Source organism: Clostridium sp. D53t1_180928_C8 (assembly GCF_015667795.1).
Classification (GTDB): domain Bacteria; phylum Bacillota; class Clostridia; order Clostridiales; family Clostridiaceae; genus Clostridium.
Map to the genome: position 1 here is coordinate 76,102 of NZ_JADPEL010000010.1, position 16,750 is coordinate 92,851.

The 16,750-nt window shown below is 26.6% G+C and carries 17 protein-coding genes; 1 reads left to right on the forward strand and 16 read right to left on the reverse strand.

Features of this window, described 5'->3' with window-relative positions; genetic code table 11:
• Window positions 1-291: 291 nt before the first annotated feature.
• The 4 genes from I4V51_RS09045 to I4V51_RS09060 form a co-directional block, all read right to left on the reverse strand.
• Window positions 292-1,695: an MATE family efflux transporter gene (locus tag I4V51_RS09045; protein ID WP_195988111.1), complete on the reverse strand. Its 1,404-nt coding sequence runs from the start codon at window positions 1,693-1,695 to the stop codon at window positions 292-294.
• Between the two features lie 180 nt (window positions 1,696-1,875).
• Window positions 1,876-2,271: an HsmA family protein gene (locus tag I4V51_RS09050; RefSeq protein WP_195988112.1), complete on the reverse strand. Its 396-nt coding sequence runs from the start codon at window positions 2,269-2,271 to the stop codon at window positions 1,876-1,878.
• Between the two features lie 31 nt (window positions 2,272-2,302).
• Window positions 2,303-2,734 (reverse strand): MarR family transcriptional regulator, encoded by a 432-nt coding sequence (locus I4V51_RS09055; RefSeq protein WP_195988113.1) that lies wholly within the window; start codon window positions 2,732-2,734, stop codon window positions 2,303-2,305.
• An 18-nt stretch (window positions 2,735-2,752) separates the two neighbouring features.
• Window positions 2,753-3,214, reverse strand: a complete 462-nt coding sequence (locus I4V51_RS09060; protein WP_195988114.1) for a hypothetical protein — start codon at window positions 3,212-3,214, stop codon at window positions 2,753-2,755.
• A 200-nt stretch (window positions 3,215-3,414) separates the two neighbouring features.
• Here I4V51_RS09060 and I4V51_RS09065 point away from each other — a divergent pair, with 200 nt between their 5' ends.
• A complete protein-coding gene (locus I4V51_RS09065) occupies window positions 3,415-3,696 on the forward strand; it encodes a hypothetical protein (RefSeq protein ID WP_195988115.1) in 282 nt (93 codons plus the stop codon).
• Here I4V51_RS09065 and I4V51_RS09070 read toward each other — a convergent pair.
• The 12 genes from I4V51_RS09070 to I4V51_RS09125 all read right to left on the reverse strand — a co-directional run bounded on the left by I4V51_RS09070 (window position 3,685) and on the right by I4V51_RS09125 (window position 16,516).
• Complete coding sequence (locus I4V51_RS09070) at window positions 3,685-4,272, reverse strand: ECF transporter S component (RefSeq protein ID WP_195988116.1); 588 nt, start codon at window positions 4,270-4,272, stop codon at window positions 3,685-3,687. The genes I4V51_RS09065 and I4V51_RS09070 overlap by 12 nt on opposite strands.
• A gap of 209 nt (window positions 4,273-4,481) precedes the next feature.
• Window positions 4,482-5,300 carry an SDR family oxidoreductase gene (locus tag I4V51_RS09075; RefSeq protein WP_195988117.1) on the reverse strand — a complete coding sequence of 273 codons (819 nt, stop codon included), beginning with the start codon at window positions 5,298-5,300 and terminating at the stop codon, window positions 4,482-4,484.
• 151 nt (window positions 5,301-5,451) lie between these two features.
• A complete protein-coding gene (locus tag I4V51_RS09080; protein WP_195988118.1) occupies window positions 5,452-6,804 on the reverse strand; it encodes a HAMP domain-containing sensor histidine kinase in 1,353 nt (450 codons plus the stop codon).
• Between the two features lie 2 nt (window positions 6,805-6,806).
• Window positions 6,807-7,475, reverse strand: coding sequence for a response regulator transcription factor (locus I4V51_RS09085; RefSeq protein ID WP_195988119.1), 669 nt, complete (start codon window positions 7,473-7,475; stop codon window positions 6,807-6,809).
• 14 nt (window positions 7,476-7,489) lie between these two features.
• On the reverse strand, window positions 7,490-8,866 hold the full coding sequence (locus I4V51_RS09090; protein ID WP_195988120.1) for a hypothetical protein: 1,377 nt from the start codon (window positions 8,864-8,866) through the stop codon (window positions 7,490-7,492).
• 142 nt (window positions 8,867-9,008) lie between these two features.
• Window positions 9,009-10,391 (reverse strand): MATE family efflux transporter, encoded by a 1,383-nt coding sequence (locus I4V51_RS09095; RefSeq protein ID WP_195988121.1) that lies wholly within the window; start codon window positions 10,389-10,391, stop codon window positions 9,009-9,011.
• 44 nt (window positions 10,392-10,435) lie between these two features.
• The gene (locus I4V51_RS09100; protein ID WP_195988122.1) at window positions 10,436-10,870 is read right to left on the reverse strand and encodes a MarR family transcriptional regulator; all 435 of its coding nucleotides are present in this window, start codon (window positions 10,868-10,870) and stop codon (window positions 10,436-10,438) included.
• Between the two features lie 188 nt (window positions 10,871-11,058).
• Window positions 11,059-11,976, reverse strand: coding sequence for a tetratricopeptide repeat protein (locus I4V51_RS09105; RefSeq protein ID WP_195988153.1), 918 nt, complete (start codon window positions 11,974-11,976; stop codon window positions 11,059-11,061).
• Window positions 11,977-12,211: 235 nt separating this feature from the next.
• Entirely contained in the window at window positions 12,212-12,973 is a 762-nt protein-coding gene (gene fabG, locus I4V51_RS09110) for a 3-oxoacyl-ACP reductase FabG (protein WP_195988123.1), read from the reverse strand.
• Between the two features lie 181 nt (window positions 12,974-13,154).
• Entirely contained in the window at window positions 13,155-14,555 is a 1,401-nt protein-coding gene (locus I4V51_RS09115; RefSeq protein WP_195988124.1) for a VWA-like domain-containing protein, read from the reverse strand.
• Window positions 14,556-14,558: 3 nt separating this feature from the next.
• The gene (locus tag I4V51_RS09120) at window positions 14,559-15,689 is read right to left on the reverse strand and encodes an ATP-binding protein (RefSeq protein WP_195988125.1); all 1,131 of its coding nucleotides are present in this window, start codon (window positions 15,687-15,689) and stop codon (window positions 14,559-14,561) included.
• Window positions 15,690-15,700: 11 nt separating this feature from the next.
• Window positions 15,701-16,516 (reverse strand): hypothetical protein, encoded by an 816-nt coding sequence (locus I4V51_RS09125; protein WP_195988126.1) that lies wholly within the window; start codon window positions 16,514-16,516, stop codon window positions 15,701-15,703.
• Window positions 16,517-16,750 lie beyond the last annotated feature (234 nt).

The window sequence follows — 16,750 nt, forward strand, 5'->3', positions numbered from 1 at the left end:
TTTAGTCCCCCATTCCTTAAAACCACCACTTAAAACTTTATTGTTATTGTAATATTTTCTATATTTAATGATATAAAAACATACCAGTAAAACTTTTATTATTTTTTACTATATATATATTACTAAATTTATACTAAATTTCAATATTTTTTACCAATTTTGTTTATTATTTAATATTATTTTTAAATAATAAACAAAAATACGTTGAACTAATATTAAGTTGTACAACCTATAATTCAACGTATTTTTTTATAATTATTTAATTTTTAAAATTTTATTTTTAATATTAAACTAATTCATAACCTTTTTGATTTCTAATGAATTATTATTTTTTTCACCATCTAAAATCTTTACTCTTCTTTTCATTTTATTAAATACACTTATATATCCAGGTATTAAAAAGGCATCTGCTGCTATCCAGGCAATCGGACTTGCTAAACATACTGCAGTAAATCCAAACATAGGAACTAAAACAAAACCACATATTGCTCTAGCTATCATTTCACATACACCTGCACATATTGCAAAAGTTGAATATCCCATTCCTTGAATAGTAAAACGTACAACATTTACAAAACATAGTGGAATATAAAATGCCGCTGTTATTATTAACTGTTTATTTACCATTGAAAGCAACTCTACCTGACTTCCATCTACAAAAAGTAGTGCTATAGTTTTTCCAAACAAGATAGATATTAAAAACGCAAATATAGAATATATAGATCCTATTATTATACTTTTTTTAATCCCCTCATTTACACGATCCAATTTATTTGCACCAACATTTTGTCCTGCATAAGTAGCCATTGTAGATCCTAATGCGTCAAATGGGCAACATAAGAACATAGAAATCTTTCCCCCTGCAGTAACTGCCGCAACTACAAATGATCCTAATCCATTTACAGCCGTTTGAAGTATTACGCTTCCTATTGCAGTAATAGAATATTGTAACCCCATAGGAATTCCCATATAGCATAATCTTCTTATACAATGTTTATTAATTTTTAGTTCATCTTTTTCAAACTTAAGTATACTATATCTTTTTTTCATAAAAATCAAGCAACTTATTCCTGAAATCCCTTGTGATATAACAGTTGCCCAAGCCGCACCTGATACTCCCATATGAAAAACTATTATAAATACTAAATCTAAAATAATATTAAGTATTGAAGATATAAGTAAAAATATAAGTGGCGTTTTACTATCACCAAGTGATCGTATTATACCTGCTAATAAATTATATAGATAAGTAACTGGTATACCCAAAAATATAACAAATATATAACTATATGCTCCATCAATTATATCATTCGGTGTATTCATAAAAACTAAAATATTTCTACAAAATAAACAAACTATAAGTGTCATAACTAACGAAAACACTATTGACATTACTCCACTATTAAATACATACTTACGTAAAAGTTTATAATTTCGTGCTCCAAACTTTTGTGCTACAGGTATTGCAAATCCATTGCAAACCCCCATACAAAACCCAATTATCATAAAGTTAATAGACCCTGTAGAACCAACCTCCGCTAAAGCACTAACCCCTAAATACCTTCCAACGATAATTGTATCAACCATGCTATAAAATTGTTGAAATAGCATTCCAAAAAGTAGGGGAATTGAAAATCCTAAAATAAGTTTAAATACATTTCCTTGTGTTAAATCTTTTACTTCATTTTTTCTCATAACTATTTCCTCTTTGCATATTATTTTTCTAAAATATTACATTTTTCAAACTATATATTATTATAAATTAGAAGTAAACTCCATGTATTTTCTTATATTATTACCTGCTTTTTTTATAGTAAAATAACTCTGATAAAATTAAAATTTTATCAGAGTTATTTTAATTCTTTATATAATTTATTATGCACCCATTCCTATAATCATACCTATTACATAAGGAATAAGCCATATGGCCCATACAAGTATACTAAATTTATGGAATTTAGCCTTTTGTACATCATCACCTTTAACTAATACCCAAGTTGCCCAACCTGCATGAAATAACATTAAAACTATAGCTAAAAGTCCTGTAGCACCATGAAGCATCTGACTTGTTTTACTTATTGTTTCTACCCCTGCCTTTGCAATTTGTGACATTGTTAAAGTACCAGTTGTATCACAAATTAATCCTAGCCAAAATATAATTACATGTTTTTTTCCTAGTGTTTTTGCTTTTCTTTCTCCAAATACACCAATTGTATAAAATACTAATGCTAATGTTATAGCTATTATTGCAAATATCAAAATCCCACTCATTTTATTTTCCTCCATTATTTTTATAAATTGATTAGACTCTTTTTATCTTATTTCTTAAATCAATTAAATTTTTCTTTACTTCTTCAACTTCTTCTTCAGTAAAGTTTTCAAATATCTTATCAAAACTATCATTTATAGTTTTTCTAAACTCTTTGGCAAATTCTTTTCCCTTATAAGAAAATGTAATATACGTATTTCTTTTGTCCTCATCATTCTTAATCTTCTCTATATATCCCATGCTTTCCATTCTTGAAACTATACCCGAAACAGTTCCCTTTGCTAAATGCATTTCATCGCACAATTTAGATATAGTAACTTGTCCACTATGAGCAATTAATTTAATTATCATTATCTGTTGATGAGTTAAGCCACTATCCTTTAAGCTTTCACTTACTATTCCCATAGTACTTGAATAAATTTCTTTTATTAACATAGCAATTTCAAAGGAATCATATTGCTTCATAACCTTTTCCTCCAAACTTTAAACTGTATATTTTATTTTAGTATCTTCAAACTTTATAAAATTTATTATAAATAGAATACCTGCTAAAAATAATGCGGCTCCTAAACCAACATAAAATATACCAATATAAAAAGGATTAAAAATTCCACTACTTCTAACAAGAATTCCAAAAGTCATCATACACCCCATTATTATATATCCTTTTACATCAAAGAAAGAAAATACACATTGCTTTCTTAACTTGCTATTTACTATTCTTTTTGTATGCTTAACAGACATTTTTTTAAATATAAAATTGAAAAATATATAAAATATTATAAAAGAAATAGCTGTACTTATAATTACACTTCCATTATATGATGATATATCTCCTTCTCCTAATGTAAAAACTCTAAATCCTGCCATTCCCCATACTAATCCTGCTATAAGTAGTAACGTTCTTTTACTAACTGCTAAAATTCCACTTTTAGATTCTTTCATAATTACGCCTCCTTTATAGTTCCTATGCAAACTTTTTAGTTCCTATGCGAACTATTATACTACTATTAAATAGCTTGTCAATACTATTATAACTTATATTTACAATATATTTTTTTCCTTTAATACCTCTTTAAATAAAAACAACAAAATAAGTTATATCATAACCATCTCAAAACTTTTATTTTTAATCAAGATTTTATATGAGCGTGCAAAGAACTTTAATTCAAATAGTTTCAATTACACAAAATAATACTGAATTACTTGATATTGAAAAAGGATTGAATTTATATAAATCAATAAATAAAGGCTTAGGCTATGGTAAGGTTACTATCAATGTTGATTTTCCTATAAAAATTTTATGTATGAAACTACAAGATGCAGAAAAACATTTTAACAAATGTACTTATGGGGAAGACTTCTCTATAGACAAAAAAATACCTGCAAATTTTGCAGGTATTTTAATAACTATATTAAACAGGTAATAATAATCCAGACTTCTTTAAAATTGGTCTTATAGCATTATATATAATTGCTACTAATATAACTGACACAACTGCATTTATAAATGTAGTTGCTGCACTTAGCTTAGCTAAAATCATAGCTGCATCCTGTGGTTGTCCTAAAATGTATTGTTTATAAAAAAATCCTACAATAGGATCTGCAATTACATTAAAAGCAAGTCCTCCTATTGATGCAATTAAACTCCATTTAAAAATATATTTTTTATCATTACTTTCACTTATTTTAGCAATTTTATGTGCTATTAACCCTGTTATTAAACCAATACATAATTTTAACACGAATGTTTTAGGTGCTACCAATATATATACCGGATCAAGTAAATCTGCAATTGTCATACCTATGGCACCTGCTAATCCCCCATACCATCCTCCAAGTAATAAAGCTGCTAAAACACAAAATGCATTCCCAATATGAAGTGAAGTAGCATCTCCACCTGGTACTGGAATTTTTATTTGTAAATAAGTAAAAGATACAAAGCATAATGCTGCAAGTAAAGCAGTTTGTATTAATTTTTTAAATCTTATTTGGTTATCCATTAATAATTGCCCCCTTAATTATAAAATATTAAATCCATTTTATACCACACCCTCTATTTATGGCAATTGTATCCATACAAACTCGCTAATATATTCTTAATAAATTAAATATGCTTTCTTAAATAATAAAAGGAACAGTATAAAACCTTGTATAAAATCAAAGTTATCTACTGTTCCATTTAATAAATTATATATAAATTTATTATTAACTAGAATGCTGTAAATCCACCATCTACAGGCATAAATATTCCTGTTACATTACTAGCTTCTTTTGATGCTAAGAATAAACATACATCTGCCACTTCTTCTGCCTTTGCAACTCTATTTTGTGGAGATACAGTTTTTCCTGATACTATTCCGCTCTCTTGTTTAATTCCAGCCTTAGCAGCTGCTTCTCTTTTAGATTTTAAGAATTCTAATGCTTCATGATACATTGGTGTATCTGTAGTTCCTGGATTAACTGCATTAACTCTTATTCCATTCTTAGCATAATCTAATGCCATATTCCTTGTTAATCCATTTAAAGCATGTTTAGATGTAACATATGCTGAATGTCCTGGGAATCCTGTTAATCCAGCTACTGATGAAACATTAACTACTGCTCCACCCTTATTATCTTTTAACATTTGTCCAATAAAGTTTTGAGACATATGGAATACTGTCATAACATTACAGTCAAATACTCTTCTAAACATTTCTTCTGGCATTTGATGTACTGGTGCTGGAATTCCTGTTATCCCTGCATTATTTATTAATATATCAACTCCACCAAACTTTTCTACTGCAGTATCTACAACCTTTTTACAGTTTTCAGCTACTGATAAATCTAATATTAAAAACTCTACATTTGGAGTTATTTCTCTAATTTCTGATAAAGTTTCCTTGCTCATTTCTTCTTTCATATCTGCTAAAACTAATTTAGCGCCTTCTTTGGCTGCTCTTAATGCAATAGCCTTTCCTATTCCACCAGCTGCACCTGTTACTATCATAACTAAATCTTTAAATCTGTTTTCTATAATACTCATCATTTCCTCTTAAATCCTCCTCTTTCTAGCTAAAAAAAGCTATAAGAGGCATTTTACTCCTTCTAGGAAATATATTCAATTATATATTAGTTAATATTTTCTTAACAAACTGTAAACCATTAAATATTTTATACTAAATAAACATTAACATTTATTAATTCTTATCAAACTTTACAACAAATTCAATGTAATCTTTCTCTAAATTATAATATATATTAAAATTATTTTTTTCACATAATCTCTTACAAATGTATAATCCTAGTCCTGAACTAGATATTTGTCTATCTTTATTATCACCTTTTATAAATGGTTCAAGTAAAATATCCTTTATTTCATCTTTTATCTTATCAACACCATTATAAATTTTAAAATGACCCTTTCCTTCATCTATTCCTATTTCAATATTAATATCTTTAGTTGTTGAATACTTTAAACTATTTTCTATTAGATTAGTTAATATACTTTCAACCTCTTCCTTAATTACAATAATCTTAACTTCAGCCTTTTCACTTAAAGAGATATTATAACCTCTATCTCTAATTTGATTATGGAAAGCCTCTATAATCCTTTTAGTCATTTTATTAATATTTACTTCTTCAAAATATACTTGAACTAATGCTTCTTCTCTTGAAATCATTAGTAATTTTTCTACTAACTTATTCATCTTAATACTTTCTTCTTCAATTCTCTCTACAGCTCTAAGTACAAATTCATCTTCAAAATTCTCATCCTGTAACATTTGAGAATATCCCCTTATAGCTGTTAGAGGTGTTTTTAGTTCATGAGTTGCATTATTAAAAAACTCTTTAGTATTATTTTGCATTTCTACTATATTATTTTTCATATCATTAAAACCTTCAGTAATAATGCTAATATCATCTTTTGTTTCTACAGAAAGATTACTTACAACTTCTCCCCTTCCTAAAGAATCCATGGCTATTACTAATTTCTTTAATGGCTTAGTAGACTTATTTGTTATTAAGTATATTACTATAAATAGAATAGACAGTAATATAGCTTCTGTCCCTATAACCATTTTTAAAACACTTCTGTTTGTCATAAAGATTTCAGAATAATCTTTCTGTATAATTAAATTATCTTCATGTTCACCATTAACATATAAGGGATAATATAAAGTTGCAAAAAACATATCATCATCACCACTTAATCTTAATAATGATTTATTATCACCTTCTAACCCCTTATACATTTCAATATCATCTTCATAAATAACTTGCCCAACATTCTCATCATTCCAACTAATATATATATCAAATAATGAACTTATTTTATTCAACGTAAGCCATGCATTATTAGTATTTTCTAATTGTACTAATGAAGAACAACTTTCTTTAGCATAAGTAATTATTCCTCTCATATCGTTATTTATATAATCTTCTAAATTATTATTTAAAACTATATTAATAACTATATATGAAATAGTTATTATTGATATTAATCCAGCAAATAATGCAGCTGAAATTTTTCCTTTTAAAGTTATCTTCATAATTACCTCATCACATATCCAATCCCAAATACTGTTTCTATTATAGATTGTCCTTTTTCCTCACCAAGCTTTTCTCTAAGCCTTCTTATATGAACATCTATAGTTCTATCATCTCCATAATAATCTACTCCCCAAATATTATTTAATAATTGCTCCCTAGAAAATACCATTTCTTTATTGCTATAAAGCAACCAAATAATATCAAATTCTTTTTTACTTAACTTAATCACTTCTCCATCTTTTCTTACTTCTCTTTTTTGAATATCTATAAACAATCCTTTTTCAAGGTTTTTATTATTTTCTATAACTCCAGTATCTTCTAATCTTCTAAGAGCCACTTTAACTCTCATTTTTACTTCTCTAATATCAAAGGGTTTTGTTATATAATCGTCAGCTCCAATTTCCATACCATTAAGCTTGTCTAATATATTACTTTTTGCTGTAATCATAATTACACATGCTTTCTTATAAATCGCCTTACAAATTTCCTCACCTTTGCCATCTGGTAGCATTAAATCTAATAAGACCAAATCGGGCTTAAAACCATCAAATAATATTAATGCTTCTCTAGCTGTAAATGCTGATACTACATCATATCCTTCTCTTTTTAAAGATGTTGTCAAAATATCATTTATTGATACTTCATCTTCTACTATAAGTATTTTTCTCATATTCCCCTTAATTTTTACCTTTCAATATTTAATTTAACAACATAATCTTTGTAACCATTAGGATAATAATATTCACTAAAATATTCTTCTGATCCATTTAGGCTCTCTGTAGCCTTAAACTGAATTATTAATTCTGTATCATCATCATTCATAAGCATATTATATATCCATATACAATCATCTTCTTTTACATCTAATTCAATTTTATGGTATATATCTATTCTATCATCTTTTAACTCTCCAATGTAGTATTCTTGCCCTTCTCCTTCCTGTTTACCTTTTTGGAGTAAGCATAGATTGGGTTCTCTCCAGAATTTAATAACTTCAAAATTCTTATTATCACCTTGCATTATTCTTTCAATTGTTTTTACAGATGGTTTATATATAACTAATAATTCACTACTATCTTTTGCATTTTTCATAATCTTCTCATCATATAAGGGCTTAAATGTAGTACTTCCATCTGAAATAAATGAATTCGATTTAAATTGATACATTAAAATAATTTCGCCATCCTTATTTATAGCAACTTGATCTTCATATAAAAGTGCTATTCCTGATAGATCTATTGTATCAAACTCTTTAAAATTGATTGCATTATCCTTAAAGGTTAACTCATAAATAACTCCTATCTCATTAATGGCATAAAAGCTTTCTGTTACATTATCATATAATATATCAATTATAAAGTTACATTCAGTACCTTTATCTTCATACTCATATACTTCTTTTGTAGTTAAATCTACAATTCGGATACTAACCAACTTCTCATCACCAAATGCATAATTATATAATGAATATCCAAAGTTATTATTTCCTTCAATTAATTTTTCAGTAGTTGTTTCCTTACCATCAGGTGTATAGTACATTCTCCCTAAATTTGATTCATATTTTTTTCTAAATAATGACTCAAACTCATTAGTTTCATAATTAAAGTAATTTACAGAATGTCTGTCTTCCCCAATCCATTCTGAATTTAACCCTTTAACACCTTCATCTTCGTTGTAAACAAGAATGCTTTGCTCTGTTTCTTCTACCTTAAATTCATCATTAGCTACATATAACTTTTGATCTTCTCCTCTAATTGCTAAAGGTAAATTTACCATTGCCCCTATTCTATAAGGATTAACTCTTTCATCTGATAAACTTCCATAAAGCTTTCCACCATTATAGAAACTAAAATCAAATTTATATCCTTCTGGTACGCTAAAATTAATTTCCTCTTGAGTTATTTTTATACTACTATTTGAACTATCTATAACATTTTCCTCAAATACTACTTCTTTACTCTTTAAACTTTCCTTTTGATCTGAATTTATATTATTTGTACATCCAATATTAAATATCATAGATGCCATTAATATCATTCCTATGATTTTATTTTTATTCATTATAACTCCCCCAATCTGTTAATTTATTTTTATTATAAAAGGAAGTTATTACAAAATTATTAAGAAATAATAAAAATATAATTTTATTAATATATAACAAAAGGAACATTTTAATTCATACAAATTAAAATGTTCCTTTTCATTATGCTATCTCTATCTCTTCAATTAAATCATTATTTCTATTATTAGAATATCTTCTTAATTCCCTAACTAAAACTATTCCAGTTAAAACTGATGATATAATATCAGCAGTTGGTTGTGCAAACCAAATACCATTTAAGCCAAAGAATTTTGGTAATATTAATATCATAGGTATTAATACAATAACTTGTCTTAATAAACTTAATAACATTGCCATCTTTGCCTTTCCTGTTGATTGTATATAGTTTGTCCCGACTATTGATATTCCTATTATAGGCATTGCAAGTGCATACTTTCTTAATCCATTTATAGTTATACTCATAAGTTCTGGATCTTTATTAAATGCTCCAACTAAAACTTGTGGTGCAATTTGTATAAATAAAGCTCCTGCTACAAATACAACTGATGCTGCTATTAAACTAATTTTTAAAGTCTTTTTAGCCCTATCATATTTCTTAGCTCCATAGTTAAATCCTACTATAGGCTGCATACCTTGTACAAAACCATAAGCTGGCATAACAAATAACATATTTATTGAACTTATTGTTGCCATAGCCCCTATAGATAAATCTCCACCATAATTCTTTAATGAAGAATTGAACATTAACTGAACCATACTATTAGCTAACTGCATTGCAAATGGAGCCATTCCAATAGCAAATATTGTTTTAAGAATTTTACTATCTAACTTTAAATTTTTCTTTTTGAACTTAACATTTGATTTTCCTCTTAAATAATAAGCTAATCCCCATAATGATGAAATTCCTTGTGCTATTATAGTTGCAAATGCTGCCCCTTGTATTCCCATATTAAATACAAATATAAATACTGCATCTAATATTATATTAGTACCACATCCTACAGCCATTATTGTTGCTGAAAGTTTAGGATTTCCATCTCCTCTTATTAAATTGCTAAACATCATTGACATTAAGTTAAATACTGTACCCAATAATATTACACTCATATAATCTTTAGCATAAACTATTGTATCGCTACTTGCTCCAAAGGCTGTAAGTATTTTATTTAAAAATATAGTGCCTAACACAGTTATTGTAAGACCAATTATTACTGATAAACTTATTGCATTTCCCACAATATGCTCTGCCTTCTTTCTTTTGCCTTCTCCTAGTTTTATTGATATATTTGTTGTTGCACCAACTCCAATTAAAGTACCAAAAGCAATTATAATTGACATTATAGGCATTGTTATTCCAAGTCCTGTTATTGCCAATGGCCCAACTCCTGGAATATTTCCTATAAACATTCTATCTACAACATTATAAAGTGCATTTACCATCATTCCAATAATTGCTGGAACTGAGTATTTTAATAATAATTTACCTATGGATTCTGTTCCTAATATATTCTGCGATTTATCCATATAGTTATCCTCCTATTTCTCTTTTCTTCTTTTGTTTAATTTATTTATATATCTATATTTTTGCATACTTTTTCTAAAAGTCTTTTTAACTCCTCTTCTTCTTCTTCAGTTAAGCTTTCACTTATTTTTTTATTCCATTCATAAAAAACATTAGCTACATCTGGTCTTACTTCTTTTGATTTTTCTGTTAAATAAATTCTATTAACTCTCTTATCCTCTTTATCCTTTACTCTAGTTATAAAATTTTGCTCTTCTAATTTTTTTAAAGCTCTTGTAGTTGTAGCTTTATCTATCTTTAACTCTTCTGATATTTCCTCTTGATTACTTCCATCACGTTTATATAAAGATGTTAAAAACATAAGTTGCCCTGTTCTTATATCATATTTAGCTACTTCCCTATTTATAAAAATTGTTGATTTTCTATATAATTGAGAAATATATCTTGCTACATTATCATTATTAATCTTTTCTTTACTCATAATTACCTCCATTGAATAGTTGCGCAGACAACTATATTATAATATCGCTAATTAGTTGCGCGAACAACTAATTACTTCTGGATTATTTTCAATAAATTAGTCAAATAATTTAATAATTACTTTTTACTTTTAATAAAAAAGACTTCCTCAAAAGAAGTCTTTCATACTGTAAAGTTTTACTTTATAAATTAACAAAATAACTTTGTATACCTTTCTAAACCTCTAATAGAATTAAGTTCCTCATCTTCCTTCATATACTCTTCAAAGAAGTCATTTAATTCTATAGACTTAAGAATATCATCTAAAGCTAATTCTAACTCATTAATTCCTACATAAAAACAAGCTCTATTATAATATAAAAAGCCTTCATCTTCATTATCTACTATTCCTTCATTAATTATTTCAATAGCTCTTTTATAATCATTCTTTTCTCTATACATTACAGCATAGTTTAAATGACTATATGGATAATAAGGATTTTGTTCTATAGATTTCTTATAATATTCTTCTGCTAATTCTAAATTTCCTAACTTTTTATTAAATACTCCCATATTAAAAAGTATTCTAAAATGATTTTTATCTATTTCAAGGGCTTTTTCCATATATTCTAAAGCAAGATTTATATCTCCTAATTCATCATAAATACATCCTAAATTAGCATTTGCCCATAAATCTTTTGGATTTAGCTTTAATACAGTTTTATAATTTTTTATAGCCTCATCTTTATTTCCTAATTCATCATAAGCATTAGCTAAAAAGAAATAAGCTTTTTCATATTTACTATCATTTTCAATAGCTTTTTTATAATACTCTATAGCTTCTTCATATAACCCATCATCGTCTAAAATAATTCCTAATCCATAATATGCTATTGCATTAGTATCATCTAATTCTAATACTCTTCTGTACATCTTTTCAGCTAAATCAAAATTTGCTATTTTATCATAAAGAAATGCTAAATCTAAAATTAAATCTATATCTTCTTTTCCTTCTGGACAATTATATGCCTTTTTAAAGAATTTCAAAGCTTTTAAATAATTTTTTTCCGTCATAAAATTACGCCCTATTGATATGTAATTATCAAACATATATGTTTTTCCCAAAATATCTTCTCCTTTTTAATATTATATATACTTAACTAAATAAAAACTTCATTTTATTGATATAGTATCTTTTTATTACTATTTAAACATTTCAATTATAGCATAATGTGTTGTTTTCATAATATATCTTTATTAACAAAATAATACTCTTCATATATAATAATAAAAAAAATGAGGAGTCCTAAACATCTTAGTTTACAACCCCATAATTATGCTTCCTAAATATATATTATATCCTTTATATTACAGTTGCTCCATCAACTGATAAAATAGCTCCACTTATATAACTTGCCATATCTGAAGCTAAGAATAAAAATGCATTTGCTATATCTTCAGCTTCTCCAAGTCTTCCTACAGGAACATTAGCAGCCATTGCTTTTATCATATTTTGATCAAGAGCTGCTACCATATCAGTTGCAATTATTCCTGGTGCAACTGCATTAACTCTTATTCCATCTGTGCCTAACTCTCTTGCTAATGATTTAGTTAATCCATTTACTGCAAATTTAGATGTTGGATATCCAATTCCTGATTTTTGACCATTTATACTTACTATTGAACTTGTATTTAAAATAACACCATAATTATTTTTCTTCATTTTTTCAGCTGCTATCTTACTACAATTAAATACAGCTTGCACATTTATATCAATAACATTTTCAAAGTGCTTATCATCTTGCTCATATATACTTACATTATCGCTTATACCAGCATTATTTATTAATACATCAATTGTTCCCCACTTGTTTTCTACTTCATCCATCATTTTTTTTATATCTTCTATATTTAATAAATCTGTTGAAAATCCTAAAACTTCAAAATCAGAATTTATTTCTTTTAATTCTTCTAAAGCCTTATTTACTGTTGCTTCTCTAGAACCACATAATGCAACTTTTGCTCCATTTTCAAGAAAAGACTTTACTGTTGAAAACCCAATCCCTCTAGTACCACCAGTTACTATAACTACTTTATTTTTTATACTTTTCTCTAATATCCCCATAATTTCTCTCCTTTTATTCGTTTTTTATTATCTAATAATAATTATTATATAATACTCCTAAAGAACTGTCATGCATATTTAATTAAATATAATTTATGCAATTATTTATCTACTTATCCTTGTGTTTTTATCTTACTTATAATTTTATCATATTATCTATTAATTATTAAAAATTACTTACTTAAAAAATAGGTTCTTGGTTATTCATTGAATATCCATCATTTCTAACATCTTTCATATCAACAACTGTATCTTTAACTTCTACCTTACTAAGCTTTTTAACAGCACCATAAGGTTCTTTTAAGGAAATTATATCTCCTCTTCCTGAAATAACCCATAATGTCCTATAACCTCTAGGTATAACCCCTAGTTTTTCTTCACCTTTACCATCAGTGAAATATATTAATAAATTTATATTTTTATTATTTGCATATTCAATTACTGGGGTAAATTTAGTACCTCCACCTGCTGAACATCTTTCTTTTATATCTCTTATAGATTTTACCTTATATGCACGTTTAACTTCATTATCACACTCTATAATAGTAATTTCATGATTATAGTTTTTTACAATAGCAAGAACCTCTTTAACAGCTTGTTTAAACTCTTCATCACTAATACTACCACTTATATCAATAGCTACAGCTATTTCTGCCTTATGATTTCTAAGTTCACCTCGTAAATCTAATCTATTAGGCTGTCTTCTATTTCTTCTAGTTATAGTTTTCTTTTTATTACTTTCTACAGTTCCCATTAACTTCTTAAGATATAAATTCCAAGGCAATTCACCCTTACTATTTTTTAAGGCTGAAATCATACCTTCTAAGTAAATAGGAAGTTTGCCTTTTTCAGCATTACTTACAAATTTCTCTGTAAACTCCTTAAGCATTTTTTCATCTAACTCTTCATATTCATCCCATATATCATGAGTTTTTTCTGGATTATATCCACTATCATCTTCCCAGCTATCATCCAGCTCACCTTCATCACTTTCTTCTAATACATTTAACACATTTTGTATATTCTCTGCATAGTATTCAAAAGTATTATAAGGCTCTAAATTTAGTTCATATTTTAAATTTATACCTTTTAAAGTAATAGCATATGGGGGTAAATTATTTAAATACTGATTTACAACTATATCCATTGCTAAATTAATTGCAAGTGTACTAAACTTTCCCTTTAATTCCTTTGCTCTTATTAAATGTAAGGATAATATATGATGAATTTCATGTTTAATAGTACTTTCCATTTGTTTTATATTAAGCTGTAAAAATATTATTGGATTAAAATAAATAACATACTTAGCCCCTTTAAAATTCACAGCAGTTGGACTGCTTATATCAAATCGTATTTCTCGTCCCATTTGAAATAAAAAGTATCCATAAAAGTTATCCTTTTCTTCCATAAGACTTAAGTTTACTTTATCTATTAGTTTAAAAAACTCTTCTTCAAATTCTTTTGATATATCTATATCAAACTTCTCACCATCTCTAATGGCCTTAAACATATAAGATACATTAATAAATTCTTCTGCCTTTTTATAAAGTTCTTTTTTTACTATTTCAAAATAACTCTCCATACACTATCCCCTTATTGAACTATAAGATTTAAAATATGCTTCTACAAACTCCTCATTTTCTAAAGCTTCTTTATAAATCTTAGGATAATTATTCTTCATATCCTTCATAACTCCAACCATTAAATCTATAGGATAATCCTTTAAAAATTCTATTAATCTATTTATATAATAAGTTGATTCATATGGATTATTTTCTATACTTTCTTCTAAAAATTTTAAAATATTAATAGCACTTAAATATAGCCTTGTATGACTTTCATTTTTAACTTTTTCCATAACTTCTTCACTTAAAGTATCTCCTGAAAAAACTTCATCAAAGCCTATTAATGCATTATGTTCTGACTCTACAAATGTTACAAATTCTTCTGCTATAACTTTTCCTACATTTCCCTTTATAACATTTAAAAATACTGCTCTTGGAATAGAATCCTTTTTATCCTTATAAAGCTTATAAGATTTTGAAACTCTTTCATAACTTCTTGGCGTTGCTCTTACATCATCTTCATTTACCTTGTTTAAATATTCCGGGAACGTTGAAATAAACTCTATTACCTTTTGTTCAATTCCAGCTTCTATTGCCCATTTTAACCATGCTGAATGATCACTTTCCATATTAAGCCATACAAATCTATTTTCTTGAGCTGCATCCATATCTACTACTTGATAATCAAAGTCTGATCCATATTTACTTGATGGATTCATTGCTGCTAATATTTTCACATTTTCATGTAATTTATAACCATTAATTTCTCTATTTAATATTAAGTTCATTAACTCTTGCTGTACTGTATGTTCACAACGATTTATTTCATCAATAAATAAAAGAACCTTTCTTCCCTTTGCAATTTCTTCATCAATTTCTCTAAGCTTTGTATGTACAGCATATATAGTTGTTTTCTTTTCAATATTATTTCCATTAGAATCTATTGAAAAATATGATTCTACTGTTGGCAATCCACCTATTTCTCCTTCTTTTAAAAGATTACCATCTATAACAATTAAACTTAAATTATTTTCCTTTGCTAATCTATTTGCTAAAGCAGTTTTTCCTATTCCACTTTCTCCAACTACTAAAGGTACTTCTCCTGTAGCTAATACTAATTCAGCACTTCTTAAAGTATCTATAAAATTCATTTTATCTCCCCCTATATCATCTTTAGTTTTTCATCTACAGCTATTTTTTTAGCCTTTTTACTTCCATATTTATAGATAAACATAACTTTATCCATAGAGAAAATATCACATTCTCTATCAATAACACTACAATTTAAAAAATCTCTTATATACTTTTCATCTATATCTTCTTTAGATAATGCTTCTTTTAATATCTCTTCAAATTCCATTTGTGGTATTTGAGATAATAAATTTCTAGATACATATCTAATAACTAAAATATTTTCTTTTAAAAAGCTTAATATTTTTTCTTTGTCTAAGTTTATTATAAACTTTACTGCTGCTTCATTATTTTTAATAGCAATAACCTCTGCTTTATAGCTAGGTTCATTTATATACCTTAATGCATCATAACTTATACTTACAGCTTCTATTTGAACACTTTCATAAGGTTCCTTTATATATTTTATTGAATCATAGTCTTTTTTTACTGCTAGTAATTGTAATTCTTCACTAGGATTCTTAGCATATCTAATAGCCCATCCTCTTTGCTCTATAGCTAATTTAAGAACAGATTGAGTTGGATTTTTTATATAATTTAAATTACTCCATCCATTTTCTACAGCTTTTATCATCATTTCTTCTGTTGGATCTTCTATAAACTCAATAGCTCTAGGGTTATTTTCCATAGCTATCTCTTTCATTTCTAGTGTTGGATTTTTTATATATCTCAATAAAAGCCCATTTTGCTTTATTGCTAATAACTTCATTTCATCAGTAGGATTATCTATATTTTTTATAATAATAGGATTAGTCCTTATCATTTCAATAACTTTTGATTCTTCCATAATATTTTCCTTTACTTTTATTATTAATTGTAATTTTTATTTAATAATAATTATTATCTATATTCATTATAATACTTTTTAAAAATTTTTAAAGTAGATAAATATAGTAGGATTTATTATTTTTTTAAATTATAATCATAATTAACTCTTATACTTGCTTATATATAATCTAATTATACATATACTATTAATTTATCTTATGGATGTAATACTTTAACACTACACTTGAGTCTT

Coding starts and splice junctions, on each gene's coding strand:
- I4V51_RS09045 (WP_195988111.1), bottom strand. CDS start 1,695: ATGAGAAAAAATGAAGTAAAAGATTTAACACAAGGAAATGTATTTAAA.
- I4V51_RS09050 (WP_195988112.1), bottom strand. CDS start 2,271: ATGAGTGGGATTTTGATATTTGCAATAATAGCTATAACATTAGCATTA.
- I4V51_RS09055 (WP_195988113.1), bottom strand. CDS start 2,734: ATGAAGCAATATGATTCCTTTGAAATTGCTATGTTAATAAAAGAAATT.
- I4V51_RS09060 (WP_195988114.1), bottom strand. CDS start 3,214: ATGAAAGAATCTAAAAGTGGAATTTTAGCAGTTAGTAAAAGAACGTTA.
- I4V51_RS09065 (WP_195988115.1), top strand. CDS start 3,415: ATGAGCGTGCAAAGAACTTTAATTCAAATAGTTTCAATTACACAAAAT.
- I4V51_RS09070 (WP_195988116.1), bottom strand. CDS start 4,272: ATGGATAACCAAATAAGATTTAAAAAATTAATACAAACTGCTTTACTT.
- I4V51_RS09075 (WP_195988117.1), bottom strand. CDS start 5,300: ATGATGAGTATTATAGAAAACAGATTTAAAGATTTAGTTATGATAGTA.
- I4V51_RS09080 (WP_195988118.1), bottom strand. CDS start 6,804: ATGAAGATAACTTTAAAAGGAAAAATTTCAGCTGCATTATTTGCTGGA.
- I4V51_RS09085 (WP_195988119.1), bottom strand. CDS start 7,475: ATGAGAAAAATACTTATAGTAGAAGATGAAGTATCAATAAATGATATT.
- I4V51_RS09090 (WP_195988120.1), bottom strand. CDS start 8,866: ATGAATAAAAATAAAATCATAGGAATGATATTAATGGCATCTATGATA.
- I4V51_RS09095 (WP_195988121.1), bottom strand. CDS start 10,391: ATGGATAAATCGCAGAATATATTAGGAACAGAATCCATAGGTAAATTA.
- I4V51_RS09100 (WP_195988122.1), bottom strand. CDS start 10,870: ATGAGTAAAGAAAAGATTAATAATGATAATGTAGCAAGATATATTTCT.
- fabG (WP_195988123.1), bottom strand. CDS start 12,973: ATGGGGATATTAGAGAAAAGTATAAAAAATAAAGTAGTTATAGTAACT.
- I4V51_RS09115 (WP_195988124.1), bottom strand. CDS start 14,555: ATGGAGAGTTATTTTGAAATAGTAAAAAAAGAACTTTATAAAAAGGCA.
- I4V51_RS09120 (WP_195988125.1), bottom strand. CDS start 15,689: ATGAATTTTATAGATACTTTAAGAAGTGCTGAATTAGTATTAGCTACA.
- I4V51_RS09125 (WP_195988126.1), bottom strand. CDS start 16,516: ATGGAAGAATCAAAAGTTATTGAAATGATAAGGACTAATCCTATTATT.